Genomic DNA, 15,597 nt, shown 5'->3' with positions numbered 1-15,597 from the left:
GTTCGCCGCGGGCGCACTGCTGGTCGACGCCCTGCCGCATACGGTCAAGCGATCCAGGCCGCCGATATCCCGTCCAGGGACGAAAGTCCGCGGCAACGGCCTGAGGTGGGGTCCACCAGCGACGAGATCCGGGACCAACGACTGTGTTCCCCTCGGCGCGGGCGACCTACCGTCGGCCCTATGAACGAGCTACCCACCGGAGAAACCATCGAGAAGGCCGTCCTCCTCGCCGGCCGGGCGCCGTCGCTGCACAACAGCCAGCCCTGGCACTGGACGTTCGACGGCCAAGCGCTGCGGCTGTTCGCCGTACCCGAACGCCGCCTCCCGGCGACCGACACCACCGGACGTCAGATGCTGATCAGCTGTGGTGTCGCGCTGGGACACCTGCGCGCGGCCATGTCCGCTGCCGGCTGGCGCACCCTCGTCGCCCACTTTCCCAACCCGAATCGCCGCAATCATCTGGCCACGATCACGTTCCATCGGGCCCACTTCGTGACCGACGGCGACCGCGCCCGCGCCGACGCCATCCTGCGCAGGCGCACCGACCGGCTGCCGTTCGCGGCGCCGCCCGGATGGCCGGATTTCGAAACCGTGCTGCGCAGCACGTTCGATCCCGCCGACGCCACGCTGAGCGTGCTGCACGACGACAGCCGCCCCACGCTGGCCCGCGCATCGGAGATGACCGCGTCCCTGCGCCGCTACGACCCGGATTACCACGCCGAATTGCACTGGTGGACAGGTCATGTCGTCGCCGACGCCGGTGTCCCCAAGGAGTCGCTGATCTCCGAGCGGGAACGGCAGCGGGTGAGTGTGGGCCGGAAATTCCCCACCGTCGCCGGTGAGCGGCGCGGTGAGGTCGCCGACGACCATTCGGTGATCCTCGTCCTCTCCACCGACAGCGACTCCCCTGACGACGTGGTGCACTGCGGTGAGGTGCTGTCCACGGTACTGCTGGAGTGCACCCTCGCCGGGTACACGACCTGTCCGCTGACCCACCTGACCGAGGTTTCACAGAGCCGTGCGCTGGTCCGTACCCTGACCGGCGGTTTCGGCTTGCCGCAGGTGCTGGTGCGGGTCGGCTCGGCGCCCGATTCCGGGCAGGACGTTCCGCAGACGCCGCGCCGCCCGCTCGCGGAGATCCTCGAAATGTCCGGCCCGGCGGGCGGGGTGGACTGAGGACACACCGCCTCGGGACGTTCGCCCCCGCGTTTCGGGCAGCAGTACCCTCCCGTCGCATCCTCCGCGTGAGCAAGCTGTGTGCTATGTCACTGCGCCGTTCACCTCGTCCCCCGCCCGGTAGAGCACCGGACCCGGATGCCGCGCCGCTGGCGGTTCCCGCGGTGGTGGTCGCTTCGATCATGCTGATCGGCATGCTCGTCGCGCTGGTCGTCTTGCTACCGGCCTGGGCCCGCGACTACGGCGCGACCCTGGTGTACTTCGCCGTTCTCATCTACGCCGGTCTCGCGCTGCGGCTGTTGTGGTGGGGCGTGACGACACTGCGTGCGCGGGTGGCGCAGACCGATGAGTAAGCCGGCCACGCCGAAACCGCGGCAACGACGGTGACCAAGGACCCTGCGTGGCGGGCGCAACGCCCGTATTCGCCCGACCCGATCCCGCGAAGACTCGAACCATGACCGCGAACGACGAAGCGCCCGCCCTCCCGGTACCCGGCCATCGGGAAATCCTCGCCGCCCTGCGGCTTGCCACCCGGGCGCCTTCGGTGCACAACACTCAGCCGTGGCGGTGGGTGTTCGACGGCACCAGCCTGCACCTCTACACCGACGCAGACCGGCTGCTGCCGTCGACCGACCCGCACGGCCGGCAACTGGTGATCAGCTGCGGAGCCGTACTGCATCACGCCAGGACCGTCTTCGCCGACCTAGGCTGGCACACCGACACCGTGCGCGTACCGGACCGGCAGCGGCCCGACCATCTCGCGGTGATCGAATTCCGGCCGTGGACCGACCCGCCCGAGGGGATCCATGCCCGAGCACGCGCCATCGACCGGCGCCGCACCGACCGGCTGCCGATGACCGAACCGCAGGGCTTCGCCGACCTGCTGCCCCGGCTGCGGATGCTCAGCTCCCCGCACGAGGTGGAACTCGACGTCCTCGATGACAGCGCCCGGCCTCGGCTCGCCGCCGCTTCGGAACAGATCGGCGCGCTTCGCCACCACGACTTGCTCTACCGCACCGAGTTGGAGTGGTGGACCGGACGTTCGGAGACGCTGGAAGGCGTGCCGACCTCCGCGCTGGTGTCCGATGCGGAGTTCGCCCGCGTCGGAGTCGGGCGCGCGTTCCCTCCTGCGCCGCGCTCGCTGCGACGGGCCGGACTCGACGATCGCGCGCGGCTGGTGCTGCTCGGCACCGAGGGCGATTCGGTGCCGCGGTGGCTGCGCACCGGTGAGGCTTTGTCGGCCGTGCTGCTGGAATGCACCGCCGCGGGCCTGGCGACCTGCGCGCTCACCCATGTCACCGAGCTGCCGACGACCAGAGGGCTGCTCGCGGGCCTGGTTCCCCGCCCTGCGACACCTCAAGTGCTGCTGCGGGTCGGCACCGCGCCCGACGACGCGGACCTGGTCCCGCCGACTCCCCGGCGACCGGTCACGGACGTCTTCACCGTCACCGGCTCTCGCTGAAACCCGCGGCCACCGGCGCCCGGAAGGGCGGGCGGCCCGCGCCCATGGCACGACGAATCGAGGAGGACGCGGTGGAGTATCAGATCGCCCTGGTGGAGGCGGCACCGGAAACGGTGCTGCGGATGGCACGCGGGCTGCGTGCCGACCCGGGCCTGCTCGGCGAGGACATCGCCGAGGGAATGCGGGAAGTGACCCGCGTCGTGCGGCGGGCCGGGTTGGTCGCCAGCGGCGCGCCGACGATCACCTTCCGCGACGACCCGCCCGAAGGCGAGGCGGTCGCGGTGGAATTCGGCGTCGCCGTGGAGCCCGCGCCCAACCTCGGGCCCGGTTCCGGCGCGCAAGTAGTCGTCCAGCCGGGAACTCTGGTCGCCCGAACCTGCCACCGCGGCAGCTACCGCGACCTCGGCGCGGCCTATCAGGCGCTGCGGGAATGGTTGCGCGACAGCGGTTACCGGTCGATCGGCCCGCCCACCGAGGCCTACCTCGTCGGTCCGGACGAGGTCACCGACCCCCGGCGCCTGCTCACCGAGATCAGGTTGCCCGTCGCCCCCGTCGCCACCGTCGCGGTGCACCTCGACGCACCCTTCGACGAGACGGTGCGCAGGACCAGGGATGCCCTGCGCGGTGCGGAACTGGTTGTGCTCGCCGAAGTGGACCTGCGGGCGACGCTGCGCGAGCAGATCGGCGAACAGATCGAGAACTACCTGCTGCTGAGCGTCTGCCATCCGCGGCTGACCCACCGGGCGCTGCTGGCCGACCGCCACGCGGGGGCGATGTTCTCGGCCGGTGTCGTGGTGCGTTCGACCGGCACCGGCACGCAGGTCGAGGTGGCCGATCCGGAGCTGCTGGTCTGCGTCACCGCCGCGCCGGGGCTGCGGTCCGTCGCCGGGGAGCTGCGGCGACAGCTGGCCGCCGCTGTGGCGACCCTGCGCGACTCGATGCCCGCGCGGACGTGATCCGGCGTCCGGGTGACCATGGTCCCGTCAGTGCGGGTACGAGTCCTCTCACCGGTCCCGGGATCAGACGAGCAGCGTGGATATGGCACCTCAACCACGATCCACCCGGGAAAGGCACACGTCATGAGCTACCACCGCGACCCCCTCGCACCCGCGGTGCACACCGCGCACGAGTGGCTGCGCACTCTGACCGACGAACTCGCCACCGAAGACCGCGCATTCGCGCACCGCGCACTGCGTGCCTGGCTGCACACGGTGCGTGACCGCATCGGTGTCAACGCGGCCGCCCACCTCAGCGCCCAGCTGCCCGAACTGCTGCGCGGGATCTTCTACGAGGGGTGGGTGCCCGCCCGCGTCCCCTTCCCGCACGACGTGCCGTCCTTCCTCGACCAGTTCGCGCAGGAAGCGGGCGTCTCCCGGGACGAGGCCTACGCCCTCGCGGGGGCGGTGACCGAAGCGCTGGCCGACTTGTTCTCGCCCGGCCAGCTCGATCACGTGTTCGCGCTGCTGCCGGAAGATCTGCGGGCCGTACTGCGCGGAGCCGACCTCGCGGGCACCATGCACGAGCAGGCGACCGCGGTCACGCCCCCGGAAACGTCTCGTGTCGATGAACTGGACAGCCGGCTGCGGGCGCTCACCGACGCGGTGGCGGTGCTCGCCCGCAGCCTGGAAGAACTCTCCGGTGGCCAGCCGCCCGACGCCGCGCAGGTCTCCGCCGCGCAGCAGGCCCACCGGATCCTGTTCGCCGAAGGGCTCACCCGCTCCGAAGCGCCGACCTGATCGCTGCCCGGCTCCGGCCGGTCGTACCGGATACTTCGTTCCGGCGCGGTACGTTTGCGCCGACAGCGAATCACCTGCGTGTGTGGGGTTCGTGGTGGCCACGCAGGAAGGGACTTTGGTCCGTACCGAGCAGGCCGCCCGATGCGTAGTGTCGAGCCCACCCCAGCTCCCGGATTGGACCGCCGACCCCGTCGCAGCGGCACCCGCCATCCTCGAGCCCACCCCAGCTCCCGGATTGGACACTAGATGATCACGGTTTTTCTGGTCGACGACCATGAGATCGTCCGCCGCGGCCTCGCCGACCTGCTCTCCGACGACCCGGAGCTCACCGTGATCGGCGAAGCAGGCGACGTCGCCCAAGCCCTCGCCCGCATCCCGGCGCTCAGGCCGGACGTGGCCGTTCTGGACGTGCGCCTGCCCGACGGCAACGGCATCGAACTCTGCCGTGACCTGCTGTCCAAGCTCGACGATCTGCGGTGCCTGATCCTCACCTCGTTCACCGACGAGCAGGCGATGCTGGACGCGATCCTCGCCGGAGCCAGCGGCTACGTGGTCAAGGACATCAAGGGCATGGAACTGGCCAAGGCCATCAAGGAAGTCGGCGCGGGGCGGTCGCTGCTGGACAACCGCGCCGCCGCCGCCCTGATGCAGCGACTGCGCGCCAACACCGACAACGACGGCCCGCTGGCCGGGCTCACCGATCAGGAACGCAAACTGCTCGACCTGCTCGGCGAAGGACTGACCAACCGCCAGATCGCGCAACGTATGTTCCTGGCCGAGAAGACGGTGAAGAACTACGTGTCCCGCCTGCTCGCCAAACTCGGCCTGGAACGGCGCACCCAGGCCGCGGTCTACGCCTCCAAACTCCGTTCCCGGCCTTCGGGCACCACCATCGACTTCTGACCGTGGCGGCGTTCATTTCCGCAATCGGGTGAAATAGTCTTGAGTCATGGCCAGCAGCCGCGCCGACGGCGTTCCAGGGGCGCAGACGACCGATTTCGCGCCGGCCGACACCTATTCCGTGCGCGATACGCTGTCGCAACTGCGGCTGCGCGAACTGCTCGGCGAGGTCAAGGATCGGATCGAACAGATCATCGACGCCCGTGACCGCATGGACGGCCTCGTCGAGGCCATGCTCACCGTCACTTCCGGCCTCGATCTCAACCGCACGCTGCGCACCATCGTGCACACCGCCATCTCGCTGGTCGACGCCCGCTACGGCGCACTCGGCATCCGCGGCCACGACCAGCAACTCACCCAGTTCATCTACGAAGGCATCGACGAACCGACCCGCGAATTGATCGGTGACCTCCCCCAGGGCCACGGCGTCCTCGGACTGTTGTTCAGCCAGCCCAAACCGATCCGGCTCGACAACCTCGCCGACCACCCCTCCTCGGTCGGATTCCCCGCCCACCACCCGCCGATGCGCACCTTCCTCGGTGTACCCGTCCGCATCCGCGACGAAGTGTTCGGCAACCTCTACCTCACCGAGAAGAAGGGCGGCCAACCCTTCACCGAAGACGACGAGGTCATCGTGCGCGCCCTCGCCGCCGCCGCGGGCATCGCCATCGACAACGCCCACCTCTACGAATCCGCCCGCACCCGCCAGGCCTGGATCGAAGCCACCCGCGACATCACCACCGAATTCCTCGCGGGCACCGCCCCCGGCCAGGTCCTCACCCACCTCGTCGAAGCCACACACCGGCTCACCGGCTCCGCACGGACCTACCTCGCCGTGGTCCCGGACTCGGAAGGGCCGCCCGACGAGATCACCGAGCTGTTGATCACCCACACCGCCGGGGTCGCGCCCGATCAGCGGCTCATCGAGCTGCCTTTGGGCGACACCACCATCGGGCAGGCGTTCCGGCTGCATTCTCCCCAGCGGGTGGACGACGCGCGCCGCGCGGATCTCGGCAAGATCTTTCCCGACGCCGGGCCCGCGCTCGTGCTGCCCATGCAGACCTCCGACTCCACGGTGGGCGTGCTGGTCGCGCTGCGGGCGGCGGAATCGGCGCCCTACGACAACGAGATCCTCGAACTGATCTCCGCCTTCACCGACCAGGCCGCTCTGGCGATGCAACTGGCCGACGCGCAACGGCGCATGCGCGAACTGGACATCCTCTCCGATCGCGACCGCATCGCCCGCGACCTGCACGACCACGTCATTCAACGACTGTTCGCCGTCGGACTGAGCCTGCAGGGCACCGTCCCCCGCACCCGCGTTCCCGAAGTGCGCGAACGCATCACCGAAGCGATCAACGACCTGCAAGACGTCGTCCAGGAGATCCGCACCTCGATCTTCGACCTGCACGGTGGCAACAGCGACAGCGCGCGGGTGCGCAGGCGCATCGAGGAAGCCATCCGCCAGCAGACCGCCCCCAGTGGCATCCGCACGTCCGTGCGCATCAGCGGACCGCTCTCGGTCATCGACCCCGAACTCGCCGATCACGCCGAAGCCGTGGTCCGCGAAGCGGTCAGCAACGCCGTCCGACACTCCGGCGCCGACGCGGTCACGATCGACATCACGGTGGCCGACGATCTGATCATCGTCGTCGAGGACCACGGCTGCGGGCTGCCGCCCGATGTCGCCCCGAGCGGCCTGACGAATCTCGCCAGGCGTGCCGAGGAAGCGGCCGGGACTTTCACCCTCACGGCCGGAACCGGGCCGGACGGGCGTGCCGCGGGCACCCGGTTGTGCTGGCAGGTGCCGCTGCGCTGACCGTCGCGGCGAGCGGCGAGCCGGAGCCGACGAGCGAGGAGGGCCATGGCCGAGGAACCGACCGAATGGGGTGGGGCGCTGTGGGCGGCCGCCGACCTCGTGACGCCGATGGCCATCCGCGTGGCGGCGACGTTGCGGCTGGCCGACCACGTCGCCGCGGGCAGGCGCACGAGCGAGGCGCTCGCCGCAGCGGTGGACGCGGACCGGGACGCGCTGGCGCGTGTGCTGGAGCACCTGGTGACCGCGGGCGTGCTCGCTCGTCAGGGTAGCGGCGGCTACGGGCTGACGTCGCTGGGTGAGCGCCTGCGTGACGACCATCCGGAAGGCGTGCGACGCTGGCTCGATCTGGAGGGCGCCGTCGGGCGCGCCGATCTGTGCTTCGTCCACCTGTTGCACACCGTCCGCACCGGCGAGCCCGCTTTTCCGCGGCAGTTCGGCCGGCCGTTCTGGGAGGACCTGTCCGCCGATCCGGCGCTGGGCGCGTCGTTCGACGCTCTGATGGGGGCCCGTTTGGTGGCCGACGCCCCGCTGGTGGCCGGCGCCTACCCGTGGGGCGCGCTCGGTCACGTCATCGATGTCGGTGGAGGCGATGCCAGCTTGCTCATCGCCCTTCTTCGCGCCCATGACGCATTGCGCGGGACGGTGGTCGACTTGGCGGGCCCGGCGGCTCGCGCCCGGCGGGCCATTCGCGCCGCGGGCCTCGAGCACCGGGCCGACGCGCGAGTGGGCAGCTTCTTCGATCCCCTTCCCGCCGGAGCGGGCGGTTATCTGCTCTCCGGTGTCCTGCACGACTGGGACGACGAGGCCGCCGTCCGCATCTTGCGGCGATGCGCCGACGCGGCCGCGGAGCACGGAAGGGTGCTCGTTGTGGACCATATCGGCGATGCCGGCGGCGGCCCGCCGGACACCGAAGGAGACCTGCGGATGCTGTGCTACGTCCGCGGCCGGGAACGCACGCTGGGCGGACTGCGCGAGATCGCCGAATCCGCGCGCCTGCGGGTCGGTTCGGTCGTCGCGGCCGGCTCGCGCTCGATCGTCGAGTTGCTCCCGGCCGATCGAAACGGCGGCGGGTGAGAATGCCGACAATGGTCGCGGCTACCCGCGCTCATCGCCGATCCGCGTCGCGACAGCACGTGCGAGCCGAGGACCGCCTCAGGTGATCAGGTCCAGGGTGTCGAATCGGTGGCCGGACCAGATGCGCCGAGAGCGTTCTTCGGGGTACGGCCGGGTGTCCGGCTCTGCGCCGTATACACGAGTGAGGCGGGTGTCGGTGGCGCCGGGGTAGGCGGTGCGGTAACCGTCGCTGCCGTGCGGGGACGGCGCGAGGTGATAGTCACCTTGCCCACCCCCTCCGGCGGTAGCACCACTCCCCCTGATGCTCCGAACTTCAAGGATCGATCGACTGCTCCCGGAGTTCGGCGTGTTCTGGCCGCACAAGCGATTGGCACCCAGCGGCCACTTGGGACTCGTACCGGGGAACAGCAAGGACGATGCGCGCTCGAAGGAGGCCGCGAGCGCCGTGTGGCTGCGGTGGTTGTGCTACCAGCTGGTGAACGAGGGTAGCCAGCTTAGGCGGCAGAGCGAGAGCGCGGTCGGCGATCTGGAGGGAGGCTGTCCCGTGGTGGATGGTCACGTCGTGACGCGGGTCTGTCCACCCAACGGTGTAACCCGGTTTGATCGGGTAACTTTCGTCCAGCGCTGAGTCAGCCTTCGAAGGTGATGTCCAGGGTGTGCAACCGAGTCCACGACGATCTCACGAACAGGGCGGCAGTACGCATGAAGTCGGTGGCCGCGCACCTCGAGACGGTCAGAGGGAGCGCAACCCCCCGTCGCCGGCTGCCTTTGTGTCGGATCGGTTGTAGATCCGCCGCTGGTTTGCGGGTTCGCTACGGAAGAGTGTCCCCATTCGCAGAATTGATTCTGAGCTGATACCTGAGGACCACATGTGTGGAACGCGGGGTTCAGCTTCTGTCGAGGGACGCGCGAGCGCGGAGTTGGGTGACAGCGGAGGCGGGGTCTTCGGCGAAGTAGCGGAAGGTGCGAGCCCGCGCCGGCTTGCCCAACGGCCTGGTGAAGACGATCGGTTCGGTCAGCGACACGGTGACCGACGTCTGGCCGGCTACGGCGAGGTCTGCCGCGGCGTCGCTGTCCACGGCCGCCAGTCGGGTGTCAGGGTACCGGCGGTGCACGCGGACGGATGCTATGCGCTCGGCGGGGATGTGGATGTCGAGCAGCGCCCCGTAACGCAGCCGCAGCGAGCCGTCGGCGCCGATGACGTGCGGGCGGACGACACAGGAGGCATGCAACGCGGTGACGAAGAAGACCCCCCATACGTCGATGACGAGGACGACCGCGTGCACCAGCGGCCACGGGATGAGGTACGCGAGAGCCGCAGTCTCCACGACGCAGACGACGAGGAAGCCGTACATGACGGCCGCCTGCCCGGAGGCGTACGGCACCGCCACGTCGCCGTCGCGCACACCGTGGGGACCGCGACGAGTTGCCCAGCGCAGAAAGCTGGTGACGAGAGCGAACTCGTGCGCGACGAGCTTGCGTACGACCGCGGGAACCAGATCCGTGACGGCAGCCGTGATCGCCTGACGCCAGGTCAGGGCGGCGCGGCGGCGCCGGTGGGAGTCCAGGGCCAGCAGCGTGGCCGCCGCCGTCAGCACGGCGAACACCGATAGCTCCACGGCCAACCGCACAGGCGGTGCGATGGATGTCCCGGACACCCGGCAAACGACGAGCGCAGATTCGCCGGGCAGCACCGCCGCGAATGACCACCGCACGGCCGTGCGCAGCGCCGACAGTCCCTTCATCGTCCCCGCTCCTGCAGCAATTCGATGGCGCGACGTATCGCCGCCGCCTGCGCCGGTGCGAAGTCCGCGAAAAACGCTTCGGCGAAACCATTCCCGCCCGGCGGCTCCAGCTGCTGATCGCCAGGAAAGCTCAGCGCCTCCAGCATCCCCTCCGGCATGGCGGCGACAACGGCACGGGCTGCCTGCTCCACCCGAGGATCGTCCTCGGGTAGTCCCGACAGCTCGTCGAGCTGGACATAGATCTCATACGCGCGCGTCATGGCCTCCGGATCAGCCCTCAGCGCGCGCATCATGCCGTCGAGCCACCCGTCATCGACCGGTGCGCTGGTCTCCAGCAGCGCCAGCAGCTCGCGTTCTTTGACCGCCATCGCCGGCTCCGGACCGGGATGGCGGGCGCCGGCGCGGGCCATGTCGTCGAACAGCGCGGCCAGCGCCGGGGAAACCGGCGCGTCGGCGGACAGCCCGCCGCCCTCCTCCGCCTGCCGCAGCAGCTGCGCCAAGCGGGCGCGGCGCTGTCGGATGGACGCCTCCTGGCGCGCCAGGTCCGCCTCCAGCTCGACGAGCACTTCGACCAAGTCCTTGCCCGCGTCCTCGGCCAGGACGTCACCGACCTCGTCCAAGTTCAAACCCAGCTCGGCGAGACGGCGGATCCGAGCGAGCTCGACAGCGTCGCGCAGCGAGTATCGACGGTAACCGTTGGGTTGGCGCGGGGGTTCCGGCAGCAGTCCGATGCGGTGGTAGTACCGCACGGCACGGGTGGTGATGCCGACGGCGTCGGCGAGTTCTCTGATCCGCATAGCACCAGTGAAAACGTTGTCGCCGCGACAATGTCAAGCGAAGATTCGCAGCAGCCGTGCACCGCTGTGCGACCGGGCGTGGTTGTGCCAGTGAATTCCGGCGTCGGTTATCGGTGAAATCGGAAGCCGCGTGTGTCAGTTCAGCCGTGATCGTGACGGCGAATAGTGACGTCACTTCGCCCTCATGACGCGGGCGCTTTGTCGCCCAGGTCTATCGCTGGTTCGGGCCGATGGTCAAGGATCCAGCTTTTCGTAGTGGAGGATCCGGGCAGTTGCGGTCTCCTCGAGCGTGAGCTCGTGGAGGCCTGTTGTTCGGCGCGAATGCGCCGACGTACCGAATTCGTTGGTTTGTCGTGGACGAACAACGGCACGGCAAGAACGTTGGAAGGGCGTAGATGGTGGATGCGACACGCAGGTTCACGCAGGCGCTGGGTGCATCGAGGTGGCACTTTCGGAATCGATCATCTGGGCGCAACTGTCAGCGGCGCGCGACTACCGGGACCCCGGTTCGACGGAGCTCCGGAACTTTCCTCGGCGCCGGACCTCGGGTGACTGTCCCTCAAACCCCTGCTCGGCCGCGCTGAGCAGCTTGTCGAGTTCTTTGTTCCGTACGTCGCCGCGAAACCGTCGTCGGTGTCGTGCACCGTCGCCGGCGACCCTTCCCGCGGCTGGGCGAAGATGCCGCGGCACATGCTGGCCGAGTGCGCCGAGGCCGACGCCTGGCGGCGGCTGTTCCCCGACGAACTGGGATGGCTGCATCTGGCCGACAGCGCCGACACCGCCAACGAACCCGCCCGCGCCCACCCCGACAGCCTCGGCCAGCCCACTACACCGCGCAGCACCCTCGACGTGCTCGGCACTCTCCGCACGTCGTCGGACACCACGTCGCCGCGACGACGACAGCCGACCACCTTCACCTACACCAAAGCCAGCTTGCTCGACGTCGAGGCGCTGGTCGCCTTGAGCGCCGAGGCCCATCCACTGCTCCCCATCGGCACGCGACATCCGCTGTCGAGCGACGGCGGGGCAAGCCCGGCGAGACCGACACGGTAGGGAGACGCGCTATGAACCCACTTTCGTGGCGAATTCGCTGCCAAATGGGTGTTCCAACAGCAAGTAGAGACCGGTGAAGGTGAAACCGACCATGGTGAGCATCAAGGCCAGCTGACCCGTGACCCGATGGGCTCGTGGCAGCAACTGCAGGCAGCGGTCGTGCGCGGCGGCGACGCCGAGGATATGGCCGATCACCACGGCCAGCACCTTGATCGTGCCCAGCACGGCGGGGTGGGTGGACAGCAGATAGGCGACGTCGCGGTCGGCGAGGCCGGCCAGGTTCCATCCCCGTCCGAACGGATCCGCGAACAACAGCGCCGTCGCCTGGCCCTTCTCGACCAAGAACGTGAGGTAGTGCGCCACGAGATAGCCCGCGACGATCGGGGTCAGGCTGTGCGCGAGGCGGGCGGGTAGCAATTTCCGCTCGGCTGCGGGCAGGCCTCCGGTGGCCTGTGCGGCAGTCCGGAACGCGACGCCGACGACCACGATGAAACTCAGCAGCCCCGCCGTTTTCAGCACGGTCGGCATGACCTCGGATCCGCCCGTGTCGGCCAGCAGTCCGCGCCAGGAAGGGAAGGTGGAGAAGCTGTCGAACGCGGTCGAGCCCAGCAGGGTGGCGGCCACGGCCACCGCGCCGATGCGGACCGGCGTGCCGGCCAGATTGTCCAATGGCGATCGCAGCACGAGTTCGCCGGTCGCGCGACGGCCCAACGGGCTCAACCTGCCCAGCAGACTGCTGTACACCTCCAGCGGGTCGGCACGCTCGGCCCACGCGGTGCCGCACAGGACGAGCCCGGTGGTGTTCACGACGAGGTATGCCACCAGCCAGGTGGTCACGACGGCCACCGAACCCGGTTCCGGACAGGCCAATTCCATCCACACGAAGGAGAACAGACCCAGCACCGCGGGCCAGTGTCCCCAAGAATCGGGATACCGTACCGGGCCGTGCCCGGGTTCACGGCGCCGCACCAGGCAGAGCGCCCGGTGCACGGCGCGCACCGGGGACAAGACCTTCCACACGGGTCCGGCGACCAGCGAGGCGACCATCACACCGACCCAGAGGAAGATGTACACGACACCTGGCACGGGATTGCGCGCCGGATCAGAACTTCCCAAAACGCCGATCACGACGACCACGACCGTGACGGTCACGCTCACCGCCGAGATAGCCACCCGCAAAGCCCTGGCGTCCACGATCGCACGCACCAGCGAGGGGACCGCGATTCCCGGTGACCGCGGATCCAGTCGCGGTTCGCGCCAGGCGAGCACCAGCACCGCGAACGAGAACGTGAGGGCCCATGCGGCACCGACGAGCGCGTACGACAACGGGATCGGCAGATCGGCGGCACCGCCGATGCCGTGTGCGAGAACCGTCATCCGCGCACGAGCAGGGTCGCCACCGTTCGCCGGGCGTGGTGCAGTTCGATCTCCACCCGCCCCGGCACGTCCACGGTGAAGCGGAAACGCTGACCGGTCCCCGGTGTGATCGCGAACGTGTGCTGCGGCGAGGCGTGGACGTGCAATTCGTCGTCGGCGTCGCTGTCGACCACCACCTCGATGGGTCGTCCCACCCGGGTCTCCAAGCGGACCTCGGCCGGGCTCACCTCCCCGGCCGCGATCCGGACGGCGACGACGAGGCTGTCGGAGTCGCCTGCGGGCACGCTCGTCGACGGGGCGGTGGCGGGCTCGGAGGAGGCGCAGCCGGTCACCAGCAGACCACACAGCAGTGCGAGCGCGCCCCAGCGCCGCACGGAGGCCATCACCGCTCCTTCTCCGCGCCGTGCTCGGACGGCGCCCCTGGCGTGCGATCGCGTTCCTCGGCGCGGCGGTCGCGCACGGCGACGAACACGACGACGGCCACCACGGCCAAGGCGGGCAGGAAGGCCGGTATCGCGAGCAGGAGCGAGTGATCGGCCAGCACGTCCACGCTGCCCGAGCCTCGGGTCATCGCGCCACCGCCGGTTCCGCCACCGCCGCCCGGCTCGCATGCGGGTATCGGTCGTTGATCCGCGCCGCACCCCAGGACAGCGCGCCGACGAGGATGAGACTGCACACCAGCACCACCAGCGACGCCGCGCCGAACAGCCAGGATGGGTAGTCGAACGAGCGCTCCCGCTGCAGCACCGTGATCTCGGCGATGAACGGGCGGGTGAACGACGTGAGCGCGGGAACCTCTTCCACGCCGATGCCGGGGTCGGCGGCCATGAAGATCGGCGCGGCGGTCAGGACGCGCCCGTCCTGCAGTCGCAGCACGGTCTTCCACGACCCGTAGGCCGGGACGGGTTCGGTGGAGACATAGTGTCCGGCGCCCACTCGTTGCAGGTGATCGACGACCAGACCGCGGCCAGGACTGTCACCGCCGATGCCACCTTGCCAGGACAGGATCTGCATCCATTCCGGATCGGAGCCGACGAGGTCGGCGGGCGTGACGCGAACGTCGGCCAGCACCATCCTGCCTTCCGGGCCCGATCCGGCGTCGCGCAGCGCGACCGTGGCGGTGGCCTGCGGCGGCACGTCGACCAGCAACCCGTTGGCGGTGGCGGCCGCCACGATCACGACCGCGGCGACCATCAACCCGCGCCGCACCGCCGGGCGCGGCAGCGGCTCGCCGCGCAGCGTCATCGCCAGCAGCGCCCCGACGACACCGCCCGCGACGCCGGTGGGCACGGCCATCGCGAGCAGTTCCGGCCACATGGCGGCCGGCCACGGATTGACGAACATCGCCCCGACCCACAGGGATTCCAGCCACAGCCCGACCGTCGCGATGCCGAGGCCGCACAGCGCGCCCCACCAGATCGGCCGCCGGATGAGCGGCAGCAGCGCGAGCAGTTCCACCACCACCGCGCAGCCGAGATAGAGCGGGAAGACATTGCGCGGCGCGTCGATGACCGGTCCGCCGACCAGCACGGCGACCACGGCGCGGACCAAGGCGGCGAAGCCGACCACCACCAGTGTGCTGAACGGCCCCAGGCTGGCGCGGGCGGCGACGAGGGAGATCGCGGCCGCGGCGGCGATCAGCATCGGCTGCAGGACGAGCCGGAACTGCTGCACCCCGAAGTCGAACTCCACTTGGAACACCGAGAGCCCGATGAGCAGGCCGCCGAAGGCGAAGGAACGCAGCAGCCACATCAGCCTGCCGTCGGCGCGGTCGGGCTCCGGTTTGCTGTGCCTGCCTTCGAATTCGAGCAGCAACACTCCGACCAGTGACAAGCCTGCGCCGCCGATCAGCATCAGATGCGTCGGGCCCCAGAGCGTGACGTCCTGCCCGAACAGCCGATGCCAGATGTCGTCGAGGGGGAAACCGATCAAGGCGTAGAGACCGGCGCCCGCGATGAGGATGCCGCCGACGGGCGCGTACCAGGTGCGGGTGATCCGCACGGCCGCCGCGCCGGGCTTCTCGTCCAAAGGCAGCACGATCGCCGACATTCCGGCGGTGAACAGGAAGAACAGTCCCGCCAGGATGAAGTAGTGCGCCGGGTTCGCCAGCGGCCCGTTGTCGCGGCCGTTGCCGACGTGCAAGCTGACATCCCAGATGAAGCCGAGCAGCGCGGTCAGGATGGTCGCGAGGAACATCGCGAGCGGAAGGGCGACCCAGCCGGGCCGGTTGAACAGTCGCCCGATCCGGTCGGCGACGCGCTGCAACCAGGTGATCCGGCGGGTTCGGTGCAGATACCCGACCCACAGCAGAACGACCGCGACCAGACCGGCGGCGCCGGTCATGATCGCCACCTGGTCCAGCGCCGCTCCGCCGCCCTCGGCACCGGGTGCGGCGAACCATTCGATCCTTGCATGCGCGACATCGCGCATGGTGACCTCCATCACACGAGCGAATATA

15 protein-coding genes are annotated in these 15,597 nt (G+C 69.6%); 9 read left to right on the top strand and 6 right to left on the bottom strand.

Annotation, left to right across the window (positions count from 1 at the left end):
* Positions 1-180: 180 nt before the first annotated feature.
* The 8 genes from U3653_RS30020 to U3653_RS29985 all read left to right on the top strand — a co-directional run bounded on the left by U3653_RS30020 (position 181) and on the right by U3653_RS29985 (position 8,167).
* On the top strand, positions 181-1,176 hold the full coding sequence (locus tag U3653_RS30020) for an Acg family FMN-binding oxidoreductase (RefSeq protein ID WP_195083001.1): 996 nt from the start codon (positions 181-183) through the stop codon (positions 1,174-1,176).
* 164 nt (positions 1,177-1,340) lie between these two features.
* Positions 1,341-1,529 carry a hypothetical protein gene (locus U3653_RS30015; protein WP_324722491.1) on the top strand — a complete coding sequence of 63 codons (189 nt, stop codon included), beginning with the start codon at positions 1,341-1,343 and terminating at the stop codon, positions 1,527-1,529.
* A gap of 101 nt (positions 1,530-1,630) precedes the next feature.
* On the top strand, positions 1,631-2,638 hold the full coding sequence (locus U3653_RS30010; protein WP_195082999.1) for an Acg family FMN-binding oxidoreductase: 1,008 nt from the start codon (positions 1,631-1,633) through the stop codon (positions 2,636-2,638).
* 44 nt (positions 2,639-2,682) lie between these two features.
* A complete protein-coding gene (locus tag U3653_RS30005; RefSeq protein WP_195082998.1) occupies positions 2,683-3,594 on the top strand; it encodes a DUF302 domain-containing protein in 912 nt (303 codons plus the stop codon).
* Positions 3,595-3,717: 123 nt separating this feature from the next.
* Complete coding sequence (locus U3653_RS30000; protein ID WP_323124642.1) at positions 3,718-4,374, top strand: DUF2267 domain-containing protein; 657 nt, start codon at positions 3,718-3,720, stop codon at positions 4,372-4,374.
* Positions 4,375-4,620: 246 nt separating this feature from the next.
* Entirely contained in the window at positions 4,621-5,277 is a 657-nt protein-coding gene (locus tag U3653_RS29995; RefSeq protein WP_195082996.1) for a response regulator, read from the top strand.
* Between the two features lie 46 nt (positions 5,278-5,323).
* A complete protein-coding gene (locus U3653_RS29990; protein ID WP_195082995.1) occupies positions 5,324-7,093 on the top strand; it encodes a sensor histidine kinase in 1,770 nt (589 codons plus the stop codon).
* A gap of 45 nt (positions 7,094-7,138) precedes the next feature.
* Complete coding sequence (locus U3653_RS29985) at positions 7,139-8,167, top strand: methyltransferase (protein WP_195082994.1); 1,029 nt, start codon at positions 7,139-7,141, stop codon at positions 8,165-8,167.
* A gap of 887 nt (positions 8,168-9,054) precedes the next feature.
* Here U3653_RS29985 and U3653_RS29980 read toward each other — a convergent pair.
* Positions 9,055-9,912 (bottom strand): hypothetical protein, encoded by an 858-nt coding sequence (locus U3653_RS29980; protein ID WP_195082993.1) that lies wholly within the window; start codon positions 9,910-9,912, stop codon positions 9,055-9,057.
* A complete protein-coding gene (locus tag U3653_RS29975) occupies positions 9,909-10,709 on the bottom strand; it encodes a MerR family transcriptional regulator (protein WP_195082992.1) in 801 nt (266 codons plus the stop codon). The genes U3653_RS29980 and U3653_RS29975 overlap by 4 nt, the downstream gene beginning before the upstream one ends.
* Positions 10,710-11,342: 633 nt before the next feature.
* Here U3653_RS29975 and U3653_RS29970 point away from each other — a divergent pair.
* The gene (locus U3653_RS29970) at positions 11,343-11,762 is read left to right on the top strand and encodes a recombinase family protein (protein ID WP_195082991.1); all 420 of its coding nucleotides are present in this window, start codon (positions 11,343-11,345) and stop codon (positions 11,760-11,762) included.
* A gap of 9 nt (positions 11,763-11,771) precedes the next feature.
* Here the strand turns inward: U3653_RS29970 and U3653_RS29965 are convergent, their stop codons facing one another.
* Genes U3653_RS29965 through U3653_RS29950 form a run of 4 tightly spaced genes read right to left on the bottom strand, consistent with a single transcriptional unit; the run spans position 11,772 to position 15,581 of the window.
* Complete coding sequence (locus tag U3653_RS29965; protein ID WP_195082990.1) at positions 11,772-13,139, bottom strand: hypothetical protein; 1,368 nt, start codon at positions 13,137-13,139, stop codon at positions 11,772-11,774.
* Positions 13,136-13,522 (bottom strand): hypothetical protein, encoded by a 387-nt coding sequence (locus U3653_RS29960; protein WP_195082989.1) that lies wholly within the window; start codon positions 13,520-13,522, stop codon positions 13,136-13,138. Before U3653_RS29960 ends, U3653_RS29965 begins: the two co-directional genes overlap by 4 nt.
* Positions 13,522-13,710 carry a hypothetical protein gene (locus U3653_RS29955; RefSeq protein WP_195082988.1) on the bottom strand — a complete coding sequence of 63 codons (189 nt, stop codon included), beginning with the start codon at positions 13,708-13,710 and terminating at the stop codon, positions 13,522-13,524. Before U3653_RS29955 ends, U3653_RS29960 begins: the two co-directional genes overlap by 1 nt.
* On the bottom strand, positions 13,707-15,581 hold the full coding sequence (locus tag U3653_RS29950) for a hypothetical protein (protein ID WP_435406602.1): 1,875 nt from the start codon (positions 15,579-15,581) through the stop codon (positions 13,707-13,709). Before U3653_RS29950 ends, U3653_RS29955 begins: the two co-directional genes overlap by 4 nt.
* Between the last annotated feature and the right edge of the window lie 16 nt (positions 15,582-15,597).

The sequence above is a fragment of the Nocardia implantans genome (assembly GCF_035544775.1).
GTDB lineage: Bacteria > Actinomycetota > Actinomycetes > Mycobacteriales > Mycobacteriaceae > Nocardia > Nocardia implantans.
The sequence above is the reverse complement of the archived record's forward strand: the minus strand, read 5'-3'. Positions and strand labels throughout refer to the sequence as shown.

Coding starts and splice junctions, on each gene's coding strand:
- U3653_RS30020 (WP_195083001.1), top strand. CDS start 181: ATGAACGAGCTACCCACCGGAGAAACCATCGAGAAGGCCGTCCTCCTC.
- U3653_RS30010 (WP_195082999.1), top strand. CDS start 1,631: ATGACCGCGAACGACGAAGCGCCCGCCCTCCCGGTACCCGGCCATCGG.
- U3653_RS30005 (WP_195082998.1), top strand. CDS start 2,683: ATGGCACGACGAATCGAGGAGGACGCGGTGGAGTATCAGATCGCCCTG.
- U3653_RS30000 (WP_323124642.1), top strand. CDS start 3,718: ATGAGCTACCACCGCGACCCCCTCGCACCCGCGGTGCACACCGCGCAC.
- U3653_RS29995 (WP_195082996.1), top strand. CDS start 4,621: ATGATCACGGTTTTTCTGGTCGACGACCATGAGATCGTCCGCCGCGGC.
- U3653_RS29990 (WP_195082995.1), top strand. CDS start 5,324: ATGGCCAGCAGCCGCGCCGACGGCGTTCCAGGGGCGCAGACGACCGAT.
- U3653_RS29985 (WP_195082994.1), top strand. CDS start 7,139: ATGGCCGAGGAACCGACCGAATGGGGTGGGGCGCTGTGGGCGGCCGCC.
- U3653_RS29980 (WP_195082993.1), bottom strand. CDS start 9,912: ATGAAGGGACTGTCGGCGCTGCGCACGGCCGTGCGGTGGTCATTCGCG.
- U3653_RS29975 (WP_195082992.1), bottom strand. CDS start 10,709: ATGCGGATCAGAGAACTCGCCGACGCCGTCGGCATCACCACCCGTGCC.
- U3653_RS29965 (WP_195082990.1), bottom strand. CDS start 13,139: ATGACGGTTCTCGCACACGGCATCGGCGGTGCCGCCGATCTGCCGATC.
- U3653_RS29960 (WP_195082989.1), bottom strand. CDS start 13,522: ATGGCCTCCGTGCGGCGCTGGGGCGCGCTCGCACTGCTGTGTGGTCTG.
- U3653_RS29955 (WP_195082988.1), bottom strand. CDS start 13,710: ATGACCCGAGGCTCGGGCAGCGTGGACGTGCTGGCCGATCACTCGCTC.
- U3653_RS29950 (WP_435406602.1), bottom strand. CDS start 15,581: ATGGAGGTCACCATGCGCGATGTCGCGCATGCAAGGATCGAATGGTTC.